The following is a 24,351-nucleotide window of genomic DNA, read 5'->3' as shown; positions in this document are numbered from 1 at the left end:
GCGTTTCTTAGTGGCTTTCTGCTATCCCGGCTGAGGGACTTCAGCGCCGGAAGACAGCCATGAACAAGTTTGACCGCCCGGGTTCGTTCGATCCCGAAGCGCTTCGCAAGAAGATTTCGGAAATCCGCGCCCGCGCGCCCGGCGAAATGCCGGGCGAAACAACGACCACGGATCTCAATCCGCTGGCGCGGCAGATCGCCGAGCAGTTCAGCGCCGATACCTATTCGCCTGCGATGATCATGGGGCTGATGCGCCTGTTCGAATTCAGCGCGCTCTTTACGATCGGCTATGCCATCAACGCGCTCTATGTCCAGCCGGGCTTCGAACAACTGCCGCTGTACCTGGCAATTCTCGTCGGTGGTTCCGCATTGGCGGTCGCCGCCATGCAGATCGCCGACACCTATCAGATCCCGGCGCTGCGCGCCTGGCTGCGGGTGATGCCGCGCATCCTCGCCTCCTGGGCCATCGCGTTTGGCGGCATCGCCATCGCGCTGTTCTTTCTGAAATCCGGCCACCAGTATTCGCGCGTCTGGTTCGGCGGCTGGTTCATCGGCGGCGCAATCTTTCTGATCGCCGAGCGCGCCTTCATCGCCTATTCCATCCGCCATTGGGCCCGAAACGGCACGATGGAACGCCGCGCGGTCGTCGTCGGCGGCGGCCAGCCGGCCAAGGACCTGATCCGCACGCTCGAGGACCAGCCCGACAACGACATCCGCATCTGCGGTATTTTCGACGACCGCGACGAGCGCCGCTCGCCCAATGTGATCGCTGGCTACCCGAAGCTCGGGACGGTCGACGAACTGGTGGAATTCGCCCGCCTGGCGCGCATCGACATGCTGATCATCTCGCTGCCGCTGACGGCGGAGAAGCGCATTCTCCAGCTTCTGAAGAAGCTCTGGATCCTGCCGGTCGACATCCGGCTCGCCGCCCACGCCAACAACCTGCGGTTCCGCCCGCGCAGCTACTCCCATGTCGGCGATGTCCCCATGCTCGACATCTTCGACAAGCCGATCGCCGATTGGGACTCGGTCGCCAAGCGCGGCTTCGACATCTTCTTCAGCCTGGTCGCCCTCGTACTTCTGTGGCCGATCATGCTCGGCGCGGCGATCGCCGTCAAAGCGACGTCCCCGGGCCCGATCATCTTCAAGCAGAAGCGGCACGGCTTCAACAACGAGACCATCGAGGTCTACAAGTTCCGCTCGATGTATACGCATATGAGCGACCCGACGGCCCGCAACGCCGTGACCAAGCGCGACCCGCGCGTCACCCCCGTCGGCCGTTTCATCCGCAAGTCCTCGATCGACGAACTGCCGCAGATCTTCAACGTGCTGAAGGGCGAGCTGTCGCTCGTTGGGCCGCGGCCGCACGCCGTGCTCGCCCAGACCCAGAACCGGACCTACTCCGACGTCGTCGAAGGCTATTTCGCCCGCCACCGCGTCAAGCCCGGCGTCACCGGCTGGGCGCAGATCAACGGCTGGCGCGGCGAGATCGACAATGACGACAAGATCCGCCTGCGCACCGCCTTCGACCTGCACTACATCGAAAACTGGTCGTTGCTCTTCGATCTCAAGATCCTGTTCCTGACGCCGTTCCGGCTTCTCAATACCGAGAACGCCTATTGAGCACCGTCGATTCAGGTCGGCTCCCGATCGTTCGCCCCCAGCTCGCGGCGCTCTCGCTGCTTGGCTCCGGGCTCGTCGCCTTTGCCGTGTTTCTCTCCGGTTTCGTCATTTTCGAGCCGGCGCCCTATGAGCTGTTCCTGGTCGCACTCATCGGCCTTTGGGCGCTCGTGGGCCTCAAGATCTCGCGCAGCGTCGCCCCGCTGCTGACGCTTCTGACCCTGTTCATGGTCGGCGGCATCCTGTCCCTGACGGTCATGACCGACCTGACGAAGGGGCCGATGTACATGGCGGTCTCCGGCTTCCTCGCGCTCTCCTCGGTCTTCTTCGCAGCCATCATCGAGGACCGCCACGAACGCCTGCGGCTGATCTTCAATGCCTGGACGGCGGCGGCCATCATCACCGCCCTGCTCGGCATCCTCGGCTATTTCGGCGCCGTGCCGGGCGCGGAAAGCTTCACGCTCTATGGCCGCGCCAAGGGCGCGTTCCAGGATCCGAACGTCTTTGGCCCGTTCCTCTCGGTGCCGGCCATGTACCTCATCCACGGCATCCTCACGCAGCCCATCCAGAAAGCCCCCCCGAAGATCGCCGCGCTGATGGTGCTGGCGCTTGGCGTCTTTCTTTCGTTCTCCCGCGCAGCCTGGGCCCTCAACCTCTTCTGTGTCGTCGCCTTCGTCTTCGTCATGCTGCTCAAGGAGCGAAACGGCCTCTTCCGCCTGCGGATTCTGGTGTTGGCTCTCGTCGGCGGGATCATGATCGTCGGCGCCCTCCTCGTCGCGCTGCAGTCCGAGCAGGTCGCAACACTCTTTTCCAGCCGCTCGCAGCTGGTGCAGGATTATGACGGCGGCCACCTCGGCCGCTTCGATCGCCATCGCCTCGGCTTCCTGATGTCGATGGAAAAGCCGCTCGGCATCGGCCCGATGGTCTTCAGCACGATCTTCCCGGAGGATGAGCACAACGTCTGGCTGAAGTCGCTGACGTCCTACGGCTGGCTCGGCTTTGTCAGTTACGTGACGCTGATCGTCTGGACGCTCTCGCTCGGCTTTCGCTTTCTGCTGCTCAACCGCCCTTGGCAGACCTATCTGATGATCGCCTGGGTCGCCGTTCTCGGCCATGTCGGGGTCGGCAATGTCATCGACACGGACCATTGGCGCCACTTCTATCTGCTCATCGGAATCATCTGGGGATGCGCCGCCCTTGAATATCGCCATCGCCGGCAGGCGCGCGCCGGCCGGAGCTCCTGACCATGGAACATGTGGTTCCGCGCCGGTCGCCGGCCCCTCCCCTCAAGCTCCTGCAGGTGCTGGAGCCGAGTGGCGGCGGCTCGGGCCGGCACTTTCTCGATCTGTGCCGCGGCATGCACAAGCGCGGGCATCACGTCGAGGCCGTCTATTCGCCGGTGCGCGCCGAGGAAGGTTTCGTTCGTGAACTGAAGGCAATCGGCCTGCCGGCCGTACACGCCGTCAACATGAAGCGCGCACCCGGACCGTCTGACTTCGGCCGCTTTCTCGAACTCCGGCGCATCATGCGGGCCAGCAGTTTCGACATCATCCATGGCCACAGTTCCAAGGCCGGTGCGCTGACACGCCTGCGGCTGCCTGGCTCTCATGTTCCGCGGATCTACACGCCCCACGCTTTTCGCACGCTGGACCCGACGCTCGGCCGTGGTGGACGGCTCATCTACGGCACGATCGAATGGGCGCTGGCCCGTTTCTTTACCGATCACCTGATCTGCGTCTCCGACGACGAGTTCCACCATGCGCTCTCGCTGCATATGCCCGAGAAGCGCATGTCGGTGATCGTCAACGGCGTGGCACCGCCCTCATGCGAAATGGCGCAGACGCTGCGCGCCAGCTTCGGTATCGCGCCCGATGCCTTCGTCTTCGGCTTCGTTGGACGACTTTCCGCACAGAAGGCGCCGGAACGGCTGATCGCAGCGTTCAAGAGTGTCGCCGCTTCCGTCAGAAACAGCCACCTGGTCATGGTCGGCAGTGGCGAGCTCGAAGGTGACCTTCGCAAGGCGATCGCCGCAAGCGGACTGCAGAACCGCATGCATTTGACCTCCGCCTTCACCGGCCCGCAAGCCGTTCCCGCCTTCGACCTCCTGGTGATGCCAAGCCGCTACGAGGCCATGTCCTATGTGATGCTCGAAGGGGCCGCCGCCGGCAAGGCGATCATCGCAACCGACATCGGTGGCGCACGCACGGTGATCGAGGACGATCGGAACGGTTATATCCTGCCCAATAGCGACGACACGTCCGCGCTCACCAAGACCATGATCCAGGCGGCGGAGCCCGAAACCTTCAAGGCCCTGTCGGCTAGCGCCGAAAACCTGAAGGACCGCTTTACGCTCGCCGTCATGCTCGATCGCACAGAGGCCCTCTACCAGAAGGCGGCCTCAAAGCGGCAGACGGTCGACCTGCTCCAGTCAACCAGGTAGCGCAGAAAGAACGGCGTGATTGCCGCTCTGTATTCTCGGGAAACAGAAAAAGAGGCCCTGCTGAAGGACCTCTTTTGCTGCGGTCGCAGGAACGCTTAAGGCGTCGACCCTTCTGCGCCCGAACCGCCACCGGTATCGGGATTTGAACTCGGCGCCCCGGTATCACCGTTGGCGTTTGCGGTGCCGGTATCAGGGTTGGAGCTCGGAGCACCGGTGTCCGGGTTGGAACTCGCTGTACCCGTATCGCCCGGCGAGCCGGTGGGCTGGCCCGGAACGAGGATGACGGCGTCGTCTGCACGGGCAGTGCCGGACGCCGAGATGAGCGGCATTGCCGTCAGGGCCGAAAGCCCGAGCAACGACGCGGCAAAAATCTTCGAAAACGTCTTCATTACATTTCCTCCCTTGGCAGACAGACGCCCGCCATGAGGCCATTCCATCACTTTCGCGAGGACGGCGATCGACCCCAGCCGCGTGGACCATCGCACCGGAACGAGGCATTTTAGCGATTTCCGATGGGCGATAAATTTTGTCAGGCGCAAGCGACAAAACCGCATCCGATCTCGGAGCAGACACGGTGGGCCAAAGCGAAACAAATCAGCAGGCGTTTGAGATTTTTGCCGGGGCAATGGGTGCCCGAATGCGCGATTTTACGCGTGGAACTGCTGGCTACCGCCAGCCGCCAATTGCGGTAGCGCTGCTGTATGACTGAAATCAAAGAGGAAAATGGTCGGAGCGGCGGGATTCGAACCCACGACCCCTTGACCCCCAGTCAAGTGCGCTACCGGGCTGCGCTACGCTCCGAACCGAGGAAACCCCTATATAACCAACGCTTAGAGCGCAAGCGGGAAAATGCGGCCTGGATCGAAAAAGGAACAAACGGCGTGGAAAAGTATGCTTGGGAACTGAAAGTCCGACGGGACTTCCGCAAACTCACAGCATGGCGTCGCACCTGTGAAGCGACTGCGGACATAGAAAGCTCCCGCCATTCGCGCGCCACTGGGTGTCTGCAATTTCCGATGCTGCTTGACGAGGAAATCACCGACCGCCCGTCCGTCTACCGAACCTTCACCAAAACGAGATCCCGTCGCTCGAAACTTGCTGCCTAACGCAACGTTAGCTTGCCATCATGGATGATTTGAGGGACAGTTTGATACTGGCCCTTGAGGCCTGGAGCGTCTCCCCTTCTAGGAGAAAACCATGCCTCTTAAGTCCCTTATGGCCCTCACCGCGCTTGCGCTTCTCACGCTCTCCGGCTGTGCAACCTCCGGTTCGACCAACACGACCTATGCGCAGTGGACCGGCCCCTACCCGGAGCCTGACGTCTCCGCGGCGAGCCCCGGCGGCTTCCGAATCTCCTACTGACGCTTTTCAATCCTTGCTGGGATAATCGCGCGGGCGCCCTGCGGACGGGCGCGCATATGCCCCCCGTCGGCGGGCACCCCGCCGACGGCACCATCTTGGCAATCGTGTAAAAGGTGTCTGTGGAGGCAACCGCATTCGGCAGACGTTCGGCCGTGCGGAACCGGTCTTGATAATCGCCTGAAAGGCTTTCTCAGCGCACCTGGTCGAGAAGCCGCTTGCATTCCAGGAGGTCGTAGAGCGCCTCCTGAAGCAGAGCGCGATCTTCCTTGCCCACTGACGAGGATTTTCCGAGCGAGATCTCCGGCACGTCGTCGCTGCTGCCGCCGAAGGAGAAGAAGCGGCGGCTCGCCGGCGCCTTGGCACGGCCGACGATCTGATCCTCCTCGGAAAGACCAGCCTTCGGCGGTGCCGGCTCCTCGTTGCTGGAGGCTGCCAGCGCCTCGACGGTCGCGAGATCGCCGCTTGCAATCGCCGCGACGAACTTGTTGCCGTTGGTCTTCAGGAGCTTCTGCACGCCCTTGATCGTATAGCCGTGATCATAGAGCAGATGCCGGATACCCTTCAGAAGGTCGACATCCTCCGGCCGGTAGTACCGCCGGCCGCCGCCGCGCTTCATCGGCTTGATCTGCTGGAAGCGGGTTTCCCAGAAACGCAGGACATGCTGCGGCAGATCGAGATCGTCAGCGACCTCGCTGATGGTGCGAAAAGCGTCCGGGCTCTTTTCCATATCGTTCCCAATCCATGCCGTGCGACTCAGGCTCGAAAGCCGTAGTGAAGCCGATACCGCGCCAATGATGGCACGAATCGGCTCCATTTCAACGGCTTATGGATGGGTTTTCAACCACATTTGTGGCTGTCGTCAGGCGTTCACGAAACGGGAGATACCGGTTTCTGCTTGGCCCTGCGGCCCAGATGCGCCTTCAGGACGCGCTGCTTCAAGACATTCGACGCCTTGAAGGTCATCACGCGCCGGGGCGAAATCGGCACTTCCTCGCCGGTTTTCGGGTTTCGCCCGATGCGCTCGTTCTTGTCGCGGACCTGGAAGGTCGCGAAAGAGGACAGCTTCACACTCTCGCCACGCACGATTGCGTTGCATATTTCGTCAATGACGGTTTCCACCAATTCGGCAGACTCTGTCCTCGACAGACCCACCTTGCGAAAAACCGACTCAGCCAAGTCCGCCCGTGTTACTGTTTTTCCGCTCATCTTCCCCCACCAACGTCTGGTACGCCGATCAGCGTCCGAAGACTATTGCCCTTGCCTTTTGCGGTCAAGCGTCTGTTGCTTAAGCAATTTCTTTACCAGCGGAGAAGCACGGAGCCCCAGGTGAAGCCGCCGCCCATGGCCTCGAGCAGGACGAGGTCGCCCTTCTTGATCCGGCCGTCGCCCGCCGCCGCATTCAACGCCAGCGGAATGGAGGCTGCGGAGGTGTTGCCATGGAGATCGACCGTGACCACAACCTTATCGAGAGGGATGCCGAGCTTCTTGGCGGAGCCGTCGATGATGCGCCGGTTGGCCTGGTGCGGCACCAGCCAATCCAGATCTTCGGCCGTCGTCCCGGTCGCCTCGAAGGCAGCCTCGATCACATCGGTGATCATGCCGACCGCGTGCTTGAAGACTTCGCGGCCTTCCATCTTCAGATGGCCGACCGTCCCAGTGGTCGAAGGGCCGCCATCCACATAGAGCTTGTCGCGATGTGCGCCGTCGGAGCGAAGCTTCGCCGTCAGCACGCCCCGGTCGGCAATGGTGCCCTCGCCTTCCTGGGCTTCCAGGATGATGGCGCCGGCGCCGTCACCGAAGAGCACGCAGGTCGTGCGGTCGTTCCAGTCGAGGATACGCGAGAAGGTCTCCGAGCCGATCACCAGCACGCGCTTAGCAAGCCCACCGCGGATATAGGCATCCGCCGTGGTAACCGCGTAGACGAAGCCCGAGCAGACCGCCTGCATGTCGAAGGCCGCGCCATGGCGCATACCGAGGCGGTCCTGGATGTTGACAGCTGTTGCCGGAAACGTGTTGTCGGGAGTGGAGGTCGCCAGGATGATCAGGTCGATATCATCAGGGGTAAGCCCAGCATTGGCGAGCGCAGCACGCGCGGCACCTTCGCCGAGCGAAGCTGTGGTTTCGCCCTCGCCGGCGATGTAGCGCTGCCGGATGCCGGTGCGCTGCACGATCCACTCATCGGACGTATCGACCTTGGATTCCAGCTCCTGATTGGTGACCACGCGCTTCGGCAAAGCTGCGCCGAAACCGCGAACGACGGAACGGATCATCTATTCAAACCTCATCATTCATGCCGGCGGAAAGGGCCTTGGGCGGTTCGCCGCCATGGTACTTCGCCAGATCGAGCTCGATCTTCGACTTCAGGCCATTCTTCACCATGTCGTAGCCGACATCGATCGCGGCTGCAAAACCCTCGGCATCTGCACCACCATGGCTCTTGATCACGACGCCATTGAGGCCGAGGAACACGCCGCCATTGACCTTCCTCGGGTCCATCTTCTCCCGCAGGCGGTCGAATGCGCCCTTGGCCAGGATGTAGCCGATCTTGGCAAGAAGCGTGCGCGACATCGCCGCGCGCAGATATTCGGCGATCTGGCGCGCGGTGCCTTCGGCGGCCTTGAGTGCGATGTTGCCGGAAAAACCTTCCGTGACGACGACGTCGACGGTCCCGCGACCGATGTCGTCACCCTCGACGAAGCCGTAATAGTCGAAGCCGTCGATGTTGGCCTCACGGATCAGGCGGCCGGCTTCCTTGACCTCTTCCTGTCCCTTGATTTCCTCGACGCCGACATTCAGCAGCCCGACCATCGGCCGCTCGATCTCGAACAGCGCCCGTGCCATGGCGCCGCCCATCAGCGCGAAATCCATCAATTGCTGCGCGTCCGCGCCGATCGTCGCGCCGACATCGAGCACGATGCTCTCGCCTTTCAGCGTCGGCCAGATGGCGGCGATCGCCGGCCGTTGAATTCCCTGCATGGTGCGCAGACAGAAGACCGACATGGCCATCAGCGCGCCGGTATTGCCGGCGGAAACGACGACATCTGCCTCGCCGGCATTGATCGCGTCGATCGCTTTCCACATGCTTGACTTGCCGCGGCCGCGGCGAAGCGCCTGGCTCGGCTTCTCGTCCATGGCGACTGCAATCTCGCAGTCGTAAAAGGTGCTGTTGGCCTTCAGCTTCGGATGTTTTTCAAGGAGGCCCGCGCACTGCGCTTCGATGCCGAACAAAACGAACTTGATGTCCGGATGACGTTCAAGCGCCCTTGCGGCGCCGGGGATGACGACTTCAGGACCATAGTCGCCCCCCATCACGTCAAGTGAAATTCTGACCACGCGTGTCTTATCCTTCATTTCTGCCACACAACACGTGCCGCCGCGGCGTACTCAACGGAAACGCATTGACGAAACATATTGCTTCTGACGCTTGAGCCAAGCACGCGGCAGATCGCTTTAGCGGCTCTTCTGGCCGGTTTGGGGCCAAAATACTGCTTTTCCTTTGCGTGACAACCGAATTGTAGATGACGCTTTCGCGACCTCAGTCCTTTTTCCAGTCCTTCAGGACCGCAAAGGGGTTCGGCTTCTTGTCATCGGCAGATGTGCTCTCGATGCGCTCGCCGAACGTCACGCCGGGCTTACGGGGATAAGGCTCGATCGCGAGTGCAACCTGCTCGCTGACGACGACGCCGGCGTCGATGGTGTCGCCGATAAAGGTATCGGGAATATCGGGGCCGTCAGGGTCGAGAATCATCTCGCCACCGTCATTGCTCGCCTGGCGGGCAAGCCGCGAGCCCTCGGGCACGAAGATCGCTTCGACCGGTTCGTCGATATCGGCTTCGACCGGCTCAAGAGTGACGACACAGCTCTGCACGACGCGGGCCCTGACGTCGCCCTTGATCTTCACGCCATCCTTCTTCCAGCGCGCGATCTGCAGGTCGGCTTCGAGCGACAGAACCTCGTTGATGTTCCAAAGCGCGGCAAGCGCCTTGCGCTCGCGCTCGTTGGCGGAGAGATGCACGCTGACCGCGTTCGCCGAAATGTGCCCGACTTTCACCGGATAAGAAAAGGCCGCCTGACTTTCGTCTTTCATGATTGGATCCTTCCTCGCGCGGGCTACCTGGCACCCATCGCGAACGCAGCCGCCAACCGGCTGCCGGTGGCGACGCTCTTGTTTTCTATTACGCCCCAGCCGGCGGAATGTGCAACTGGCCGATTTCGACGGCGTCTTCCGCGACATCGACGAGCTGGGCCTCAACCGCCAGCAGATAGCCAGCAAGCGCAACCATCGAAGGCGCCGCGTCGCCGCCATCAGGATGGAAGTTGCGCCTGAGCGCTGCCGCCAGGGCCTCGACGTCCCTTGCTTCCAGCGCCGCCGCATAGGATTCGAGTCGACCGTAATACATGCCGGCCAACTTCTTCATCTTCTTCGGCACGCCGGCATCGCCGACGCCGAGCTCGCGGATCGAGTGATCCACATCCTCGAAGAAGGCATCGATGATCTCCTGGGCGATTTCCTGGCCAGGCCTTGCCGACGCACGTGTGCGGCGGAAATAGAGGATCAGCGTCGCCGACAGCATCTCGAACCGGCCCATGACCGTGTCCGGAACATCGAGGTCGGTGTAAAGGTAGGGCTGGCGTGCCGCCGCCGTCAGCAATGCATATTGCCGCTCGACAATCGCGGTGTTGCCACTTTTTCTTTTAAACAGTCCAAAAATCATCACAAAGCTCGGGCTTGGCTTTCTCGAAATGCGCGCAAGCGCCCATGACGTTGTTGCATGACAGCCGAAGCTGGTTTACCGAAGCAGGCACGAATTGCAATGGCGGATCTGCCATCGTTTCTCCAAGGGGAGCTGTCGTTGACGAAGCGGTATTTGAGAAAAAATTTTAAGACCCTCGGCCGCGTGGCGGTCGTAGCCACCATCGCCGGTTTTACCCTTTCCGCCTGCCAGTCCGCCAATGTCGGTGAAGTTCTCCATCAGGGCTATGTGGTTGATCAGGAAACGCTAAACCTCGTTCCGGTCGGTTCCAGCCGCGAGCAGGTGCTGCTCTCGCTCGGCACGCCGTCGACGACCGCGACCTTCGACAACGAAGTGTTCTACTACATCTCGCAGACGCGCAAGCGCCCTGTTGCCTTCATGAAGCCCAAGCTGATCGACCAGTCGATCCTGGCCGTCTATTTCGACAAGGAAGGCACCGTCAGCCAGCTGGCTCACTATACGCTGAAGGACGGCAAGGTCTTCGACATGCTGACACGCACGACGCCGACAGGTGGCAAGGAAACGAGCTTCCTCGGCCAGCTGCTGACGGGCCCCGGCGCCGGTCAGGCCGCGGCGCGCAGCCTGTTCAAGGACTTCGGCAACTAAGCCTCCCCATTCCAAACAAAAGGCCCGCGGAACGATGTTCCGCGGGCCTTTTGTTTGCGCATCGATGCGATCAGGCGAGGACGGCCAGAAGCAAGAGCGCCACGATGTTGGTGATCTTGATCGCCGGGTTCACAGCCGGCCCGGCCGTGTCCTTATAGGGGTCGCCGACGGTGTCGCCGGTTACCGACGCCTTGTGGGCGTCGGAGCCCTTCAGATGGCGTTCGCCGTTCTTGTCGACAAACCCGTCCTCGAAGCTCTTCTTGGCGTTGTCCCAGGCACCGCCGCCCGAGGTCATCGAGATCGCCACGAAGAGGCCGTTGACGATGACACCGAGCAGAGAGGCACCGAGAGCCGCGAAAGCCGAAGCCTTCGAGCCCGAGAGCAGCAGCACGCCGAAATAGACGACAATCGGCGCCAGCACCGGGAGCAGCGAAGGAATGACCATTTCGCGGATCGCCGCTTTTGTCAGAAGGTCGACGGCGCGGCCATAGTCCGGCCGTTCGGTCCCCTGCATGATGCCGGGCTTCTCGCGGAACTGGCGGCGAACCTCCTCGACGATCGACCCGGCCGCACGGCCGACCGCAGTCATCGCGATACCGCCGAAGAGGTAGGGAATGAGACCGCCGAAGATCAGCCCCGCGACCACGTAAGGGTTGGAGAGATCGAAGGAGATCTGCCCGACATCGGCGAAGTACGGATACTTGTCGCCGTTGGCGGCAAAGTAGCTGAGGTCGTTCGAGTAGGCGGCGAAGAGCACCAGCGCACCGAGACCGGCCGAGCCGATCGCGTAGCCCTTGGTGACGGCCTTGGTGGTGTTGCCGACAGCGTCGAGCGCGTCGGTGGATTTACGCACTTCCGGCGGCAGATGCGACATTTCCGCGATGCCGCCGGCATTGTCGGTGACCGGACCGAAGGCGTCGAGCGCCACGATCATGCCGGCAAGGCCAAGCATGGCGGTGACGGCGATGCCAGTGCCGAAGAGGCCGGCAAGCTGGTAGGTCGCGATGATGCCGCCGACGATGACGATCGCCGGCAAAGCCGTCGATTCCAGCGAGACGGCCAGGCCCTGGATCACGTTGGTGCCGTGACCGGTCACCGACGCCTGGGCGATCGAGTTGACCGGCCGCTTGTTGGTGCCGGTATAGTATTCCGTGATCACCACGATCAGGGCCGTTACGATCAGGCCGAGAATACCGCAGAGGAACAGATTCCAGCCGGTGATCTCCTTGCCGGCGACGGTGCCGATCGTGCCCCAGCCGATGGTGAAGGACGTGGCGGCGCCGAGACCGAGGATCGACAGGACACCGGTCACGATCAGGCCCCTGTAGAGCGCACCCATGATCGAGTTGTTGGACCCGAGCTTCACGAAGAAGGTGCCGATGATCGAGGTGATGATGCAAGCCGCGCAGATGGCGAGCGGATAGACCATGACGGTCGCAAGCACAGGCGTGCCGGCAAAGAAGATCGCCGCCAGAACCATGGTCGCCACGACCGAGACCGCATAGGTCTCGAACAGGTCGGCTGCCATGCCGGCGCAATCGCCGACATTGTCGCCGACGTTGTCGGCGATGGTTGCCGGGTTGCGCGGATCATCCTCGGGAATGCCGGCTTCGACCTTGCCGACGAGGTCGCCGCCGACGTCGGCACCCTTGGTAAAGATGCCACCGCCGAGACGGGCGAAGATCGAAATCAGCGATGCGCCGAAGCCGAGCGACACCAGTGCGTCGATGACTTCGCGCGAGGCGGGCTCATGACCCAGGCCGGCCGTGAGGACGACGTAGTAGACCGAGACGCCAAGGAGCGCGAGGCCGGCCACAAGAAGGCCGGTGATCGCGCCGGATTTGAATGCGATATCGAGGCCGGAGGCGAGGCTCACGGACGCCGCCTGGGCAGTGCGGACGTTTGCCCGGACCGAAACATGCATGCCGATGAAACCCGCGGCACCCGAAAGGATCGCACCGATCAGAAAGCCGAAAGCGGCGGCGGGAGAAAGAAGAACCCAAGCGGCGATGAATACGACGACGCCGACAATGGCAATGGTCTTGTATTGACGCGTGAGATAGGCCTGCGCCCCTTCACGAATGTAGCCTGCGATTTCTTGCATGCGGGCGTTCCCCTGGTCGGCGGCAAGCACCGACTGTGTTGCCCAGATGGCATAAGCCACCGCGAGCAACCCGCATGCGATAACGCCCAATAAAATGGTCATTTCGCATTACCCTCCGTTACAACCCGCGGACTCACTCCCGGCCGCAGGCCCCTCAAAACCGCGAATCACGCACCACCTCCTCAAGCAGCACCCCTCACGGCGCGGCCAGAGTGCGGTTGCAACAGGAGATCGTCAAGCCCCGAGAAACGCCACTGGCGGCGCCTCGTTCGCTTTAGATTTCAGGGGAATGGAGCGTTAGGCGGCGGTCTTGCGCGGCGCCCGCTTCAGAAGCAGCAGGAGGATAAGGCAGACGATCGTTACCGGCCATACGACCGCGTTCAGCATGTCCCAGCCATAGGCCGTGAGCACCTTGCCCGAGGCAAACGACGACAGTGCCACCGTGGTGAACAGGATGATGTCGTGGAAGGCCTGAACCTTGTCGGCCTCCTGTGGGCGATAGCTGCTGGCAACGATCGCCGTCGAGCCGATGAAGCCGAAATTCCAGCCAAGGCCGAGCAATACGAGCGCGCCCCAGAAGTTCCAGAGCTCGATACCCATATGCGCGACCGCGGCGCAGGCCATCAGCAGAAGGAGGCCGCAGCCGACGATGCGCTCGGCGCCAAAGCGGCTGATGAGCATGCCGGTGACGAAGCTTGGCGCGAACATCGCCAGCACGTGCCACTGGATGCCGAGCGTGGCGAGTTCGGTCGAGAAGCCGCAGCCGATCACCATGGCGACCGGCGCCCCGGTCATCATGAAGGTCATCAGCGCGTAGCTGGAAATGCCGCAGATCATGCCGGTGGCGAAGCGTTGGCTGCGGACAATCTCGCCGAGGGGACGGACAGACTGATCGTGGTGGGCACTCACCATTGCGCCCGGCTCGGGCAGCCGCAGCGGCGCGAAAAACAGGGCTGCAACCAGGCAAATCGGCATCAGGACGACGAAAGCCCCGGCAAAGGAAACCGGCGCGAACAGGTCGCCAGCAAAAATGACGATCTGCGGACCGAGAACGGCCGAAACGATGCCGCCGCCAAGGATCAGCGAGATTGCCTTGGGCTTGTAGAACGACGGCGAGGCGTCGGCGGCGGCGAACCGCAGCTTCTGCGTAAAGCCGTTCGACGAGCCGAGCATCGCAAGGGCGAAGGCGAAAAGCCAGAAATTCTCGCGGAAGAGCGCGACGGCGGCGAGTGCTGCCCCGGCGGCCGCTATTGCGGTCCCGCTCATGAAGGCGAAGCGGCGGCCGATCAGGCGCGACAACACCGCTACCAGCACGACGCCGAGCGCCATGCCGACGTTAAAGGCGGTGAGCGGCGCGGTGGCCAGCGACTTGTCCTCCGCCAGCATCTGGTAGCCGGCGACACCGCCGACCGAAAAGCAGATGGGCCCGACGACGCCAAGAACGGCCTGTGCGGCTGTCAGGAGGTAAACGTTGCGGCGTGTTTCGCGAAGGGTGTTCCCCATGTCCTCAGCAGCAGCCGCAACCATCGACCTTACTTCCTCGGTTCGCCGCGGACCTGCTTGGCAATGCGGTCGAGAACGGCATTGACCAGCTTGGGCTCATCATCCGAGAAGAAAGCCTTGGCGATCTCGACATACTCCGTGACGATCACCGGAACCGGCACGTCCTTGCGCTCGAGCATCTCGAATGTACCCGCGCGCAAGATGGCACGCACGGTGGAATCGAGGCGCGACAGAGCCCAGTCGTCCTGGAGGGCCGAGCCGATCAGCGGATCAAGCTTGCGCTGGTCGCGCACGACACCGGCGACAATCGACCGGAACCAGGAGGCGTCCGCCTTCAGGTAGGTGTCGCCGTCGACATCCTGTCCGAGGCGATGCGCTTCGTATTCAGCAACCACTTCCAGGACACCGGTGCCGCCGATGTCCATCTGATAGAGCGCCTGCACCGCAGCGAGGCGTGCTGCACCGCGCTGGTTGACCTGCTTCAGCGGTTGATCCGAGGGGGTTTTCGTCACTTTTCCGTGCCCAATTTCTTCTTAAGTTCAATCATGGTCAGTGCCGCACGCGCAGCAAAGCCACCCTTGTCGCCTTCCGACCGGCGGGCGCGCGCCCAGGCCTGATCGTCGTTCTCCACCGTCAAGATACCATTGCCGATCGCAAGGCTCTCGCTGACGGCGAGGTCCATGATCGCGCGCGAAGACTCGTTCGCGACGATGTCAAAATGGTAGGTTTCGCCGCGAATGACCATGCCAAGGGCCACGAAACCATCATATTCGGTGCCGCCCTCGTCGGCGCCGTCGAGTGCCATGGCAATCGCCGGCGGGATTTCGAGCGCACCCGGAACCGTCACGATATCATAGGTGGCCCCGGCTGCGTCCAGCGCATGCTTGGCGCCGTCGAGCAATGCATCGGCCATATCGTCATAGAAACGCGCTTCCACAATCAGGATGTGGGCTGCCGTGGTCTCTGCCATGGATCACCTGTCTTTGAGAGTTCCGCGCCGGATGCGACCGGCTGAGGCGGCGGTAAAACCACGCCCGGCGCCGAATGGCAAGCAAATTCCGCCGCAGACGGCCTTTTGCCGCGTTTACAGGGCCGCAACATGCGGCCGTTGCCGCTGCAAAATGCCAATGCCGTGGGTCTTGCGCGGCCGCGTTGCTGGTTCCAAGTTCGAAGCCGTCGATATCAAGCTGGATTTTTCGTATGCCCGAAATCGGTTCGACCAACATCGTCCTGCCCATGAAACCTCTTGGCGTCGTCTTCGACATGGACGGATTGCTCTTCGACACCGAAGCGCTCTACCGCGACGCGATGATCCAGACAGCGGCAGCGCTCGGTCACAACATGCCTGTCTCCCTTTATCTCGATACGATCGGGCTTTCGGCCGAGGCGACGCGCATGTTGCTTCGCGGTCGCTTCGGCGATGCCTTCGACCTCGCTCAGTTCTGGGAGCGTGCCTCGGCGCAATTTGCGACAATGGCGACGACCGAGCTGCGGCTGAAGCCTGGCGTCGTCAATCTCCTCGACCTGCTTGACGGCATGGGCCTGCCGTCTGCGATTGCCACCTCGTCACAACATCACGACGTCCAGCGCAATCTCGACCGGCACGGATTGCGCGACCGCTTCCCGACGGTCGTTGCCTTTGGCGACTACGATCATGGCAAGCCGCACCCGGCCCCGTTCCTGACGGCTGCAAGTCGGCTCGGTATCGCGCCGCAGTATTGCCTCGCTCTCGAAGACAGCCACAACGGCGTGCGTTCGGCTTCGTCTGCCGGCATGATGACGGTCATGGTGCCCGATCTCCTGCCACCGACCGAAGAAATGAAAACCCTTTGCGTTGGGATCGCTAGGTGTCTTCACGAGGTCACCACGGCGCTGAACGGCAGACGAACGTGAGCGCGCAGCTCGGCGTTAAACCAACGCGCGATAGCGCCCAGATGCTTTCGCCAATGGATTGCAACACTAGGATGTATTCCTGTAACCATCGTCGCTAATTTTAGCGATCGCAGGTTGACGACGGGACGAACGCGCGACACGGATAGAACGTATTAGCGTTGCCGCGACAACGGTACGCGAGGGAGGAACATGTGACCGATACGAAAAAGCCGATCGTTAATCCCAAAAACCTAGAACTCGACCACTGGACGCAAGGCACCTTTTTCGAATCCCGCGACGCCGCCTTCGGCGCGCTACTCGGCCTCAAGGATCTGGGCATCGGCTACGGTGAAGTACCGCCGGGCAAGTCCGGCTGCCCGTTCCACAATCATCACGTCGAAGAAGAACTTTTCATCATCATCGAAGGCGAAGGCACGTATCGCTTCGGCAGCGAGCGATATCCGGTCGGCCCCGGCGACATTCTGGGCGCCCCTGCGGGTGGACCGGAAACGGCCCACCACCTGATCAACACCGGCTCGGTGCCGCTCAAGTACCTTTCCATCTCGACCAAGGCGGCCACGGAAATCTGCGAGTATCCGGACTCCGGCAAATTCCTTGCCAGGACGCGTGGTTCCGATGGCCAAAGACGCTTCCTTTTCACCGGCCGTCCGGAAAGCGATGTCGACTACTGGGACGGCGAGCCCGGCGCCTGATTTCATCACAGCTTAGGATCGAATATGCATAGCGTTCCCATTATCGAGACCGACCGCCTCATCCTGCGCCCCTACCGCCGTGACGATTTCCCCGCCTATTCCGCGCTGTTCGGCGATGCCGAGGTGATCCGCTATGTCGGCGGGGTGCCGTTTACGCGCGAACAGTCCTGGACGCGGTTCCTGCGCCAAGTCGGCATGTGGCACTATTTCGGCTTCGGCTTCTTTGCCATCCAGGACCGGGAGACCGGGGGTTTTCTCGGCGAGGCCGGCTTCCACGACGTGCACCGCGCCATCACGCCTTCGCTCGAAGGGACGATGGAAACCGGATGGGCATTGTCACCGAAGGCGCACGGCAAGGGGCTGGCGACGGAAGCCGTCAGTGCGGCGCTCAAGTGGGCCGACCACCAGTTTCCGAAGCTGCGCAAGACCTGCATCATCGACGTCGGAAACCGCGCCTCGATCCGGGTCGCGGAGAAGCACGGCTTCAAGGAATTCTGGCGGACGACCTATCACGGCAACCACGTGATCATGTTCGAGCGCCACCAGAAGGCAGCAGCTGCGACAGGCGACCGAAGGGCTCGCGCGCACGCCGAAACATGAACAATTTTTAATTGTTTTCCTGATGCCAGCGCCATGGAAAGGGCCACATTCCGGCCCAGTTTCCTAGTCGTTGGCACGACGCGCCCTCCCCAAGAAGGGAGCAAACGCCGACCAATCAGTCGAAACAGTCCAGCGCCTTTGCTTGCGGGTGACAACGCCCGCAAACGAACCCTGCTGGCCGCCGCAATGGGCGATCCTCACCGGCCCGGAAACCCGCAAGGTTCCGCGTTCCCGTAACGGGTCGGCTTGCGCCTTGTTGCCGGTAAACAAAGGAGCATGACCATGAACCGCATAGCCAAGCTTTCCGTCATCGCTGCTCTCTCCGCCCTTTCCTTCGGCGGCGTCTCCTATGCTGCGAGCGCAGCCATGAACTGGCCGGCCGAAATCGACCACACCGTTCGCGATTTCAAGGGCGATCATTTCAACGTCGTCGACGTGGATACGCTGAAGGAATCGAGCCAGACGCGCATGTGGATCAACGAAGCGACGCCGCAACAGATTTCGTCCCTGCACGCGGCCGTCGAAGGCAACAAGCCGCTTGCAGCCAAGCTCAAGGCGCAGAATGTCGAGATGAACAACATTGCCGGCGCCGAACAGGCAGCCGATGGCAGCCTGACCCTCTACGTGCGTTGAGTGTCAACACCTCCCGAAACCAGAACCGCCCCCGATTGGGGGCGGTTTGCATTCGGCAAAAGAGGAAGTCGGCTTACTCCGGCTTTGGTGCCGGGAATTCGGCGAGGCGCGCCGCATAACGCGCCATGGTGTCCACCTCGAAGTTGACGAAATCGCCGGCCTTGCGCTCACCCCAGGTCGTGACCTCCAGCGAATGGCGGATCAGGAGCACGTCGAACTCGGCGCCGGCGACCTTGTTGACCGTCAGCGACGTGCCGTCGAGCGCGACCGATCCCTTCGGCGCGACGAATTTCGCCAGATGCTCAGGCGCGCGCAGACGAAAGCGCACAGCGTCGCCTTCCGCTTCCACCGACAGAATTTCCGCCTTGTCGTCGACATGGCCGGAAACCAGGTGGCCGCCGAGCTCGTCGCCGATCTTCAGCGAGCGCTCGAGATTGATGCGCGTTCCCTTGGTCCAGCCGGCGATCGTCGTCAGGCGGAGCGCCTCTTCCCAGGCCTCGACCTCGAACCAGCCCTCGTTGCTGCCGGCTTCAGGCAAAGCCGTCACCGTCAGGCAGACGCCGGAATGGGCGATCGAGGCACCCATGTCGATGGTCTTCGGGTCGTAGCTCGTGGCGACACGCAGCTTGATGCCTTCTTTCAGCGGGGTGACGGCGTCGACGGTGCCGATATCGGTAACAATGCCTGTGAACATCAGTTTTCTCTTTCGTATTCCTCGAACAGATCGCCGCCATACCGTGCCTCGGCGACGCGCCGGAAGCCTGCCGGCACGGACTTACGGTCAAATGGGGATGCAATGCCGTTTTCGCCAATGGTCCCCGGTCCGGTGTAGAGCTGGATACGGTCGACCAGATCAGCATCGAGAAAGGCGCGTGCAGCCACAGCACCGCCTTCGACCATCAGCGAGGAGATACCGCGGGAAGCGAGTGCCGCAAGAAGGTCGGCGATCGAGCCGGCTTCGAGCACCTCGACACCGGCGGCCTCCAGGGCCGCCTTGCGTGCTGCTCGGCCGCCATCAACGTCCGCATCCGCATCGCCGGATCCGTCGCTGGAGACCACGATGACGGGGACCTCCCGCGCCGTTAACACCAGTTTGGAGGAAAGCGGCAGGTCGAGCCGGCGGTCGAGAACGATGCGCAACGGCGAACAATGTTCGAGCCCCGGCAAGCGCACGGTCAGTTCCGGATCGTCAGCCGCAGCCGTGCCGATCCCGACCAGAATCGCGTCGGTCTCCGCGCGCAGCATCTGTACCTGCCCGCGCGAAATCGGACCGGTGATGCGCACTTGCCCCTCACCCTTGCGGCCGATCATGCCATCGGCCGAAACCGCAAGCTTGAGAATCACATAGGGTCTCTTGCTGACCTGGCGCATGAGGTAGGCTTCAAGCGCGTGATGCCCTTCCTCGGGGAGAACACCGATATCGACGGTGATGCCAGCATCGCGCAGGCGCACGACGCCACGCCCGGCAACCCGCACGTCCGGATCGAGGATCGAAATCACCACGCGGGATATGCCGGAGGCGACAAGCGCATCGGCGCAAGGCGGCGTCTTGCCGTGATGGGAGCAAGGCTCCAGCGTCACATAGGCCGTAGCACCCCTTGCCTTCGCACCGGCCTCCGTCAGTGCCTGGGTTTCGGCATGCGGGCGGCCGCTCCGCGCGGTTACGGCCCGGCCGACGATAACGCCGTCCTTGACGATCAGGCAGGCGACGGAGGGATTGGTGGATGTCTGTCCGAGATGGTGGCGAGCCAGCCTCAGCGCCGCGGCCATGAACCTCTCGTCTTCACGGTTGGGCGCTGTCATGGCTCTATCCAGCGTAATCTACTCGCCGGGATCGCGCGCGATCTTGGCGCTGATCTCGGTGATGACCTTCTCAAAATCCTCCGCATGGGAGAAATCGCGATAGACCGAAGCGTAGCGCACGAAGGCCACGTCATCGAGGCTCTTCAGCGCTTCGAGCACCTGCAGGCCGATTTCTTCCGAAGGGATCTCGGTCTCGCCGGAGCTTTCAAGGCGACGGACGATACCGGAAACCGCCCGCTCGATGCGGTCGCGATCGACCGGACGCTTGCGCAGCGCAATCTCGAAGGACCGCAGAAGCTTGTCCCGGTCGAAAGGAACCTTCCGACCGGTTTTCTTGATGATCATCAGTTCACGCAACTGCACCCGTTCGAAGGTCGTGAAACGACCTCCGCAATCCGGACAAATCCGGCGGCGGCGAATGGCATTCCCGTCCTCTGCCGGACGGGAATCCTTCACCTGACTGTCTTCAGAACCGCAATAGGGGCAGCGCATGGGCGACCGATCACATGTAGCCGTACATCGGGAAGCGATCGGTCAGCTTGATGACCTTGTCGCGAACGCCGGCTTCGACGGCGGCATTGCCCTCGTCGGAGTTGGCGACCTTCAGGCCGTCAAGAACCTCGACGATCCGCTCGCCGATTTCCTTGAACTCGGCTTCCTTGAAGCCACGGGTCGTGCCGGCCGGCGTGCCGAGACGGACACCCGAGGTGACGAAGGGCTTTTCAGGATCGAAAGGAATGCCGTTCTTGTTGCAGGTGATGAAGGCACGGCCAAGGGCGGCTTCCGCGCGCTTGCCGGTTGCGTTCTTCTTGCGCAGGTCGACGAGCATCAGGTGGTTGTCCGTGCCGCCCGATACGATGTCGAGGCCGTTGGCCTTTAGCGTTTCGGCGAGCGTGCGGGCGTTCTTGACGACTTGAGCCGCATAGTCCTTGAACGACGGCTGCAGCGCTTCGCCGAGTGCCACGGCCTTGGCGGCGATGACGTGCATCAGCGGACCGCCCTGGAGACCCGGGAAGACGGCCGAGTTGATCTTCTTGGCGATATCTTCGTCGTTGGTCAGAATCATGCCGCCGCGCGGGCCGCGGAGCGACTTGTGCGTCGTCGTCGTTGCAACGTGGCAATGCGGGAACGGCGACGGATGCTGGCCACCGGCAACGAGACCGGCGATGTGCGCCATGTCGACCATCAGCCAGGCGCCGACTTCGTCTGCGATCTCGCGGAAGCGCTTCCAGTCCCAGATGCGCGAGTAAGCGGTGCCGCCGGCGATGATCAGCTTCGGCTTGTGCTTGCGCGCCTGCTCGGCGACGTTGTCCATGTCGAGCAGGTGATCGTCTTCACGCACGCCGTAAGAGACGACGTTGAACCACTTGCCGGACATGTTGACCGGCGAACCGTGCGTCAGGTGGCCGCCCGAGTTGAGGTCGAGGCCCATGAAGGTGTCACCCGGCTGCAGGAGCGCCAGGAACACGGCCTGGTTCATCTGCGAACCGGAGTTCGGCTGAACGTTGGCGAAGTTGACGCCGAAGAGCTTCTTGGCGCGCTCGATCGCCAATTCCTCGGCGATGTCGACGAACTGGCAGCCGCCGTAGTAGCGCTTGCCCGGGTAGCCCTCGGCATATTTGTTGGTCATGATCGAGCCCTGGGCTTCGAGCACGGCGCGGGAAACGATGTTCTCGGAGGCGATCAGCTCGATCTCGTGGCGCTGGCGACCCAGCTCCTTTTCGATCGCACCGAAGATGTCCGGATCGCTGTCGGCCAGAGAGCGGGTGAAGAAGGCGTCATTCGTCTGTGCAGTCATCGGCGCGAGGCTCCTCTCAAGGGTGGCAGTTCTTTAGCTTCCTCGCACGGCGAGAGCAATATCCGCTGTGCGGTTTGCGTCATTTCCCCCATCTGCCGCGCCGAAATATCGCGGCGCTCAACCCATGAAAAAGCCGCGCTCCCAAGGGAAGCGCGGCTCGAAGAATTCCGTGTCGCAAATTCGCTTATTGCGGCAAGGCGTCCTGGTCGACCGAGCCGGGCGACTGCTCGACGCCATAGGGGGTCTGCAGCGCCAGTTCGGTGGCACCGTCGCGCTGATAGATATCGTCGCGGAACTGCACGACGCCGTCCTTGGCAGACCAGGCGGTGATGTAGGTGAAGAAAACAGGGACTTCCTCGGCGAGCGTGATCGGCGTGTTGACGCCGGTCTTGATGGTCGCCTCGATCTGCTGGCGCGACCAGCCGGGCGTTTCCTTCAGAAGCCAGGTCGAAAGGTCGCGCACGTTCTGTACGCGCACGCAGCCCGACGATTCGAAGCGCATCAGCTTGTTGAACAGGCCCTGCTGCGGCGTGTCGTGCATGTAGACCTGATGCTCGTTGTGGAAGTTGATCTTCGTCGACGACATCGCGTTGATCTTGCCCGGGTCCTGGCGGAACATCAGGTTCGGCGCTTTTTCGGCGTTCCAGTCGACCGTCTCCGGCGACACTTCGCCGCCGCTGCCATCAAACAGGCGGATCGAGTTGCGCGCCAGATAGGTCGGATCCTTACGCATCAGCGGCATGATATCCTTCTGGATGATCGAGCGCGGCGCGGTCCAGTAAGGGTTGAGGATGACCTCATAAATCTTCGAGTTGAGGATCGGCGACTGGCGGTCGATCTTGCCGACGATCGCCGTGTGGCGCAGCGCCACGCGGCCGTTCTCGACCGCTTCGATGTAGGCCGCAGGGATGTTGACCATCACGTAGCGGCGGCCGAGGTCGCCGGACATCGACTGCAGGCGCACGAGGTTGGTCTGGAGCTGGCCGAGGCGGGTGTTGGCGTCGACGTTGATCGCCTTCAGCGTGTATTCGCCGATGACGCCGTCCGCCGGCAGGCCGTGGCGGGCCTGGAAGCGCTTGACCGCGCCTTCGACGTAGCTGTCGAAGGACGAGGAGATGCCGGCCGAACGCGGCAGGTCGCCGGAAACCATCAGGCGCTGGCGGAGCTGCTGCACGGACGGATCGGTGACGCCGAGTTCAAGCTTGACGCTGGTCTGGACCGACGGCCAGCCGCCCTGCGACACGATGTTCTGATAGTCGAAGATCGCCTGCTGCACATGGGCGATCGTTTCCGGGCCGAAAACCGGCGTGTTCGAAACGACCGTCGTCGCGGTGCGCGATGCCCCTTTCGCGTCAAACTGGTCGTCCCAGGAGCCACGGCGAGGCGAATTGATGATCTCGTTCAGAGCGTCCTGTGCGCTTGCCGCGCCGGCGACTGCCACGGCGCCGAAGGTCGCTGCCGAGCGCAAGAAGGCGCGGCGCGAGAATGCATCAATTCCATTCTTTTTCGACATAATCCTACCATCCCAATGCGTCGGCACGCGCCCTATGCGCTGACACGCACGTTGCCGGAGCCCTAACACGATCGTGGTTAACAAAGGTCAACCAACGAGCCACCCTGCCCTCACATGTCTTCACGATGCCGCGAGTGAGGACCCTCATCCGGCAGGCGAAACGCGAAACGAATCCACACGCAAGAAAACACGTGGGCGCACCTACCGCATGTCGTCGTCGCTGTCATAGCAATATGGCCAATTCGTGTCTGGGCGCGAGCGAACGGCGACATGGCATGCCTTTTGCTTTTCGCCGGACGCGACTGGGTTGCAGCCGAACCGGAAACGGCAACATTTTGATTTACTAATGTTTTTGGTTTGAAAAATCACGCGAACGCGAGGAAAGCGTGCCGCAGCGGTGCAGCTTTTTGGCAACAGAACGGGGTGCCGCAAATGGCAAAGGTCGGACACGCAGGGATTGCGCCCGACCCTTGAACTGGAGGTTTTGGCCTGATTACAGGCGATACATGATCGAGTCGTTCCAGAAGCGATCGAGGCGCTGCAGGAGCTTATTCATCTGGGTGAACTCGTCCGAGCCGATACCGCCGACCTTCTGGATCGAGCCGACGTGGCGCTCGTAGAGCTTGGCAACGGTTTCGGCGATTTCCTGGCCGTCTTCCGTCAGGCTGATGCGGACCGAGCGGCGGTCGACGCGGGAGCGCTGGTGGTTGATCAGGCCGAGATCGACGAGCTTCTTGACGTTGTAGGAGACGTTCGAGCCGAGGTAGTAGCCGCGGGAGCGAAGTTCGCCGGCGGTCAGTTCCGAGTTGCCGATGTTGAAGAGCAACAGGGCCTGAACGGCGTTGACGTCGCTGCGACCTTCGCGGTCGAACTCGTCCTTGATGACGTCGAGCAGGCGGCGGTGCAGACGCTCGACGAGGTGAAGGGATTCCATATAGAGACCGCGGATGGTTTCTTCCTGGGGGTCTCGGGGCTGAACTGCCTGCGGCTTCATCTTGGTGTTCATTTGACTGCCTCACTGTTTTGTTTGG

26 protein-coding genes and 1 tRNA gene are annotated in these 24,351 nt (G+C 62.2%); 9 read left to right on the top strand and 18 right to left on the bottom strand.

All coding sequences use genetic code 11. From position 1 onward, the window contains the following. Positions 1-59 precede the first annotated feature (59 nt). From FA04_RS04825 to FA04_RS04815, 3 genes are read left to right on the top strand one after another with little or no spacing between them, the layout of a single operon-like run. Positions 60-1,622, top strand: a complete 1,563-nt coding sequence (locus tag FA04_RS04825) for an undecaprenyl-phosphate glucose phosphotransferase (protein ID WP_034803694.1) — start codon at positions 60-62, stop codon at positions 1,620-1,622. Next, positions 1,619-2,863, top strand: coding sequence for an O-antigen ligase family protein (locus tag FA04_RS04820; RefSeq protein ID WP_034803711.1), 1,245 nt, complete (start codon positions 1,619-1,621; stop codon positions 2,861-2,863). The genes FA04_RS04825 and FA04_RS04820 overlap by 4 nt, the downstream gene beginning before the upstream one ends. A gap of 2 nt (positions 2,864-2,865) precedes the next feature. After that, on the top strand, positions 2,866-4,059 hold the full coding sequence (locus FA04_RS04815) for a glycosyltransferase (protein ID WP_051659659.1): 1,194 nt from the start codon (positions 2,866-2,868) through the stop codon (positions 4,057-4,059). 95 nt (positions 4,060-4,154) lie between these two features. Here FA04_RS04815 and FA04_RS04810 read toward each other — a convergent pair whose 3' ends face one another. Both FA04_RS04810 and FA04_RS04805 read right to left on the bottom strand, forming a co-directional pair. Beyond that, positions 4,155-4,448, bottom strand: coding sequence for a hypothetical protein (locus FA04_RS04810; protein ID WP_034803714.1), 294 nt, complete (start codon positions 4,446-4,448; stop codon positions 4,155-4,157). 335 nt (positions 4,449-4,783) lie between these two features. Beyond that, positions 4,784-4,860 (bottom strand) — tRNA-Pro (locus FA04_RS04805). Positions 4,861-5,256: 396 nt separating this feature from the next. Between FA04_RS04805 and FA04_RS35565 the strand changes: the two genes are divergently transcribed. After that, positions 5,257-5,421: a hypothetical protein gene (locus tag FA04_RS35565; RefSeq protein WP_089043959.1), complete on the top strand. Its 165-nt coding sequence runs from the start codon at positions 5,257-5,259 to the stop codon at positions 5,419-5,421. A 190-nt stretch (positions 5,422-5,611) separates the two neighbouring features. Here the strand turns inward: FA04_RS35565 and FA04_RS04800 are convergent, their stop codons facing one another. The 6 genes from FA04_RS04800 to FA04_RS04775 all read right to left on the bottom strand — a co-directional run bounded on the left by FA04_RS04800 (position 5,612) and on the right by FA04_RS04775 (position 10,136). Then, complete coding sequence (locus FA04_RS04800) at positions 5,612-6,148, bottom strand: MerR family transcriptional regulator (protein WP_034803717.1); 537 nt, start codon at positions 6,146-6,148, stop codon at positions 5,612-5,614. Positions 6,149-6,288: 140 nt separating this feature from the next. After that, positions 6,289-6,627: an integration host factor subunit alpha gene (locus FA04_RS04795; RefSeq protein ID WP_034803721.1), complete on the bottom strand. Its 339-nt coding sequence runs from the start codon at positions 6,625-6,627 to the stop codon at positions 6,289-6,291. 92 nt (positions 6,628-6,719) lie between these two features. Further along, on the bottom strand, positions 6,720-7,691 hold the full coding sequence (locus FA04_RS04790; protein WP_034803724.1) for a beta-ketoacyl-ACP synthase III: 972 nt from the start codon (positions 7,689-7,691) through the stop codon (positions 6,720-6,722). Between the two features lie 4 nt (positions 7,692-7,695). Next, complete coding sequence (gene plsX / locus FA04_RS04785; protein WP_034804255.1) at positions 7,696-8,754, bottom strand: phosphate acyltransferase PlsX; 1,059 nt, start codon at positions 8,752-8,754, stop codon at positions 7,696-7,698. 202 nt (positions 8,755-8,956) lie between these two features. Then, positions 8,957-9,508 carry a YceD family protein gene (locus tag FA04_RS04780; protein WP_034803727.1) on the bottom strand — a complete coding sequence of 184 codons (552 nt, stop codon included), beginning with the start codon at positions 9,506-9,508 and terminating at the stop codon, positions 8,957-8,959. A gap of 88 nt (positions 9,509-9,596) precedes the next feature. After that, a complete protein-coding gene (locus FA04_RS04775; RefSeq protein ID WP_034803730.1) occupies positions 9,597-10,136 on the bottom strand; it encodes a ubiquinol-cytochrome C chaperone family protein in 540 nt (179 codons plus the stop codon). A gap of 138 nt (positions 10,137-10,274) precedes the next feature. Between FA04_RS04775 and FA04_RS04770 the strand changes: the two genes are divergently transcribed. Next, a complete protein-coding gene (locus FA04_RS04770) occupies positions 10,275-10,781 on the top strand; it encodes an outer membrane protein assembly factor BamE (protein WP_034804258.1) in 507 nt (168 codons plus the stop codon). A gap of 70 nt (positions 10,782-10,851) precedes the next feature. On the opposite strand, the gene FA04_RS04765 is transcribed toward FA04_RS04770, so the two are convergent. The 4 genes from FA04_RS04765 to ribH all read right to left on the bottom strand — a co-directional run bounded on the left by FA04_RS04765 (position 10,852) and on the right by ribH (position 15,358). Then, positions 10,852-12,987, bottom strand: a complete 2,136-nt coding sequence (locus FA04_RS04765; RefSeq protein WP_034803733.1) for a sodium-translocating pyrophosphatase — start codon at positions 12,985-12,987, stop codon at positions 10,852-10,854. 195 nt (positions 12,988-13,182) lie between these two features. Next, positions 13,183-14,412: an MFS transporter gene (locus FA04_RS04760; RefSeq protein WP_034803737.1), complete on the bottom strand. Its 1,230-nt coding sequence runs from the start codon at positions 14,410-14,412 to the stop codon at positions 13,183-13,185. A gap of 5 nt (positions 14,413-14,417) precedes the next feature. Next, positions 14,418-14,900: a transcription antitermination factor NusB gene (gene nusB / locus FA04_RS04755; RefSeq protein WP_034803740.1), complete on the bottom strand. Its 483-nt coding sequence runs from the start codon at positions 14,898-14,900 to the stop codon at positions 14,418-14,420. Beyond that, complete coding sequence (ribH, locus tag FA04_RS04750) at positions 14,897-15,358, bottom strand: 6,7-dimethyl-8-ribityllumazine synthase (protein ID WP_034803742.1); 462 nt, start codon at positions 15,356-15,358, stop codon at positions 14,897-14,899. Before ribH ends, nusB begins: the two co-directional genes overlap by 4 nt. 230 nt (positions 15,359-15,588) lie before the next feature. Between ribH and FA04_RS04745 the strand changes: the two genes are divergently transcribed. From FA04_RS04745 to FA04_RS04730, 4 genes are all read left to right on the top strand, one after another. After that, positions 15,589-16,281 carry an HAD family hydrolase gene (locus FA04_RS04745; protein ID WP_034803745.1) on the top strand — a complete coding sequence of 231 codons (693 nt, stop codon included), beginning with the start codon at positions 15,589-15,591 and terminating at the stop codon, positions 16,279-16,281. Between the two features lie 191 nt (positions 16,282-16,472). Beyond that, positions 16,473-16,973 carry a cupin domain-containing protein gene (locus FA04_RS04740; protein ID WP_034803747.1) on the top strand — a complete coding sequence of 167 codons (501 nt, stop codon included), beginning with the start codon at positions 16,473-16,475 and terminating at the stop codon, positions 16,971-16,973. 24 nt (positions 16,974-16,997) lie between these two features. Beyond that, on the top strand, positions 16,998-17,573 hold the full coding sequence (locus FA04_RS04735; RefSeq protein ID WP_051659660.1) for a GNAT family N-acetyltransferase: 576 nt from the start codon (positions 16,998-17,000) through the stop codon (positions 17,571-17,573). A 282-nt stretch (positions 17,574-17,855) separates the two neighbouring features. Beyond that, the gene (locus FA04_RS04730; protein ID WP_034803749.1) at positions 17,856-18,206 is read left to right on the top strand and encodes a hypothetical protein; all 351 of its coding nucleotides are present in this window, start codon (positions 17,856-17,858) and stop codon (positions 18,204-18,206) included. Positions 18,207-18,279: 73 nt separating this feature from the next. Here FA04_RS04730 and FA04_RS04725 read toward each other — a convergent pair whose 3' ends face one another. The 6 genes from FA04_RS04725 to ldtR all read right to left on the bottom strand — a co-directional run bounded on the left by FA04_RS04725 (position 18,280) and on the right by ldtR (position 24,326). Continuing rightward, the gene (locus FA04_RS04725) at positions 18,280-18,900 is read right to left on the bottom strand and encodes a riboflavin synthase (RefSeq protein WP_034803751.1); all 621 of its coding nucleotides are present in this window, start codon (positions 18,898-18,900) and stop codon (positions 18,280-18,282) included. Further along, entirely contained in the window at positions 18,900-20,009 is a 1,110-nt protein-coding gene (gene ribD / locus FA04_RS04720) for a bifunctional diaminohydroxyphosphoribosylaminopyrimidine deaminase/5-amino-6-(5-phosphoribosylamino)uracil reductase RibD (RefSeq protein WP_034803754.1), read from the bottom strand. Before ribD ends, FA04_RS04725 begins: the two co-directional genes overlap by 1 nt. A gap of 18 nt (positions 20,010-20,027) precedes the next feature. Beyond that, positions 20,028-20,501 carry a transcriptional regulator NrdR gene (gene nrdR, locus FA04_RS04715; RefSeq protein WP_034803756.1) on the bottom strand — a complete coding sequence of 158 codons (474 nt, stop codon included), beginning with the start codon at positions 20,499-20,501 and terminating at the stop codon, positions 20,028-20,030. A 10-nt stretch (positions 20,502-20,511) separates the two neighbouring features. Next, the gene (gene glyA / locus FA04_RS04710) at positions 20,512-21,807 is read right to left on the bottom strand and encodes a serine hydroxymethyltransferase (RefSeq protein ID WP_034803759.1); all 1,296 of its coding nucleotides are present in this window, start codon (positions 21,805-21,807) and stop codon (positions 20,512-20,514) included. A gap of 184 nt (positions 21,808-21,991) precedes the next feature. Further along, on the bottom strand, positions 21,992-23,320 hold the full coding sequence (locus FA04_RS04705; RefSeq protein WP_034803761.1) for a L,D-transpeptidase family protein: 1,329 nt from the start codon (positions 23,318-23,320) through the stop codon (positions 21,992-21,994). Between the two features lie 493 nt (positions 23,321-23,813). Then, positions 23,814-24,326, bottom strand: coding sequence for a transcriptional regulator LdtR (gene ldtR / locus FA04_RS04700; protein WP_034803764.1), 513 nt, complete (start codon positions 24,324-24,326; stop codon positions 23,814-23,816). Between the last annotated feature and the right edge of the window lie 25 nt (positions 24,327-24,351).

It is taken from the genome of Ensifer adhaerens, assembly GCF_000697965.2.
Classification (GTDB): Bacteria; Pseudomonadota; Alphaproteobacteria; order Rhizobiales; family Rhizobiaceae; genus Ensifer; species Ensifer adhaerens.
Note: the sequence above shows the minus strand (reverse complement) of the source record. Positions and strands in the feature narration are given on the sequence as shown.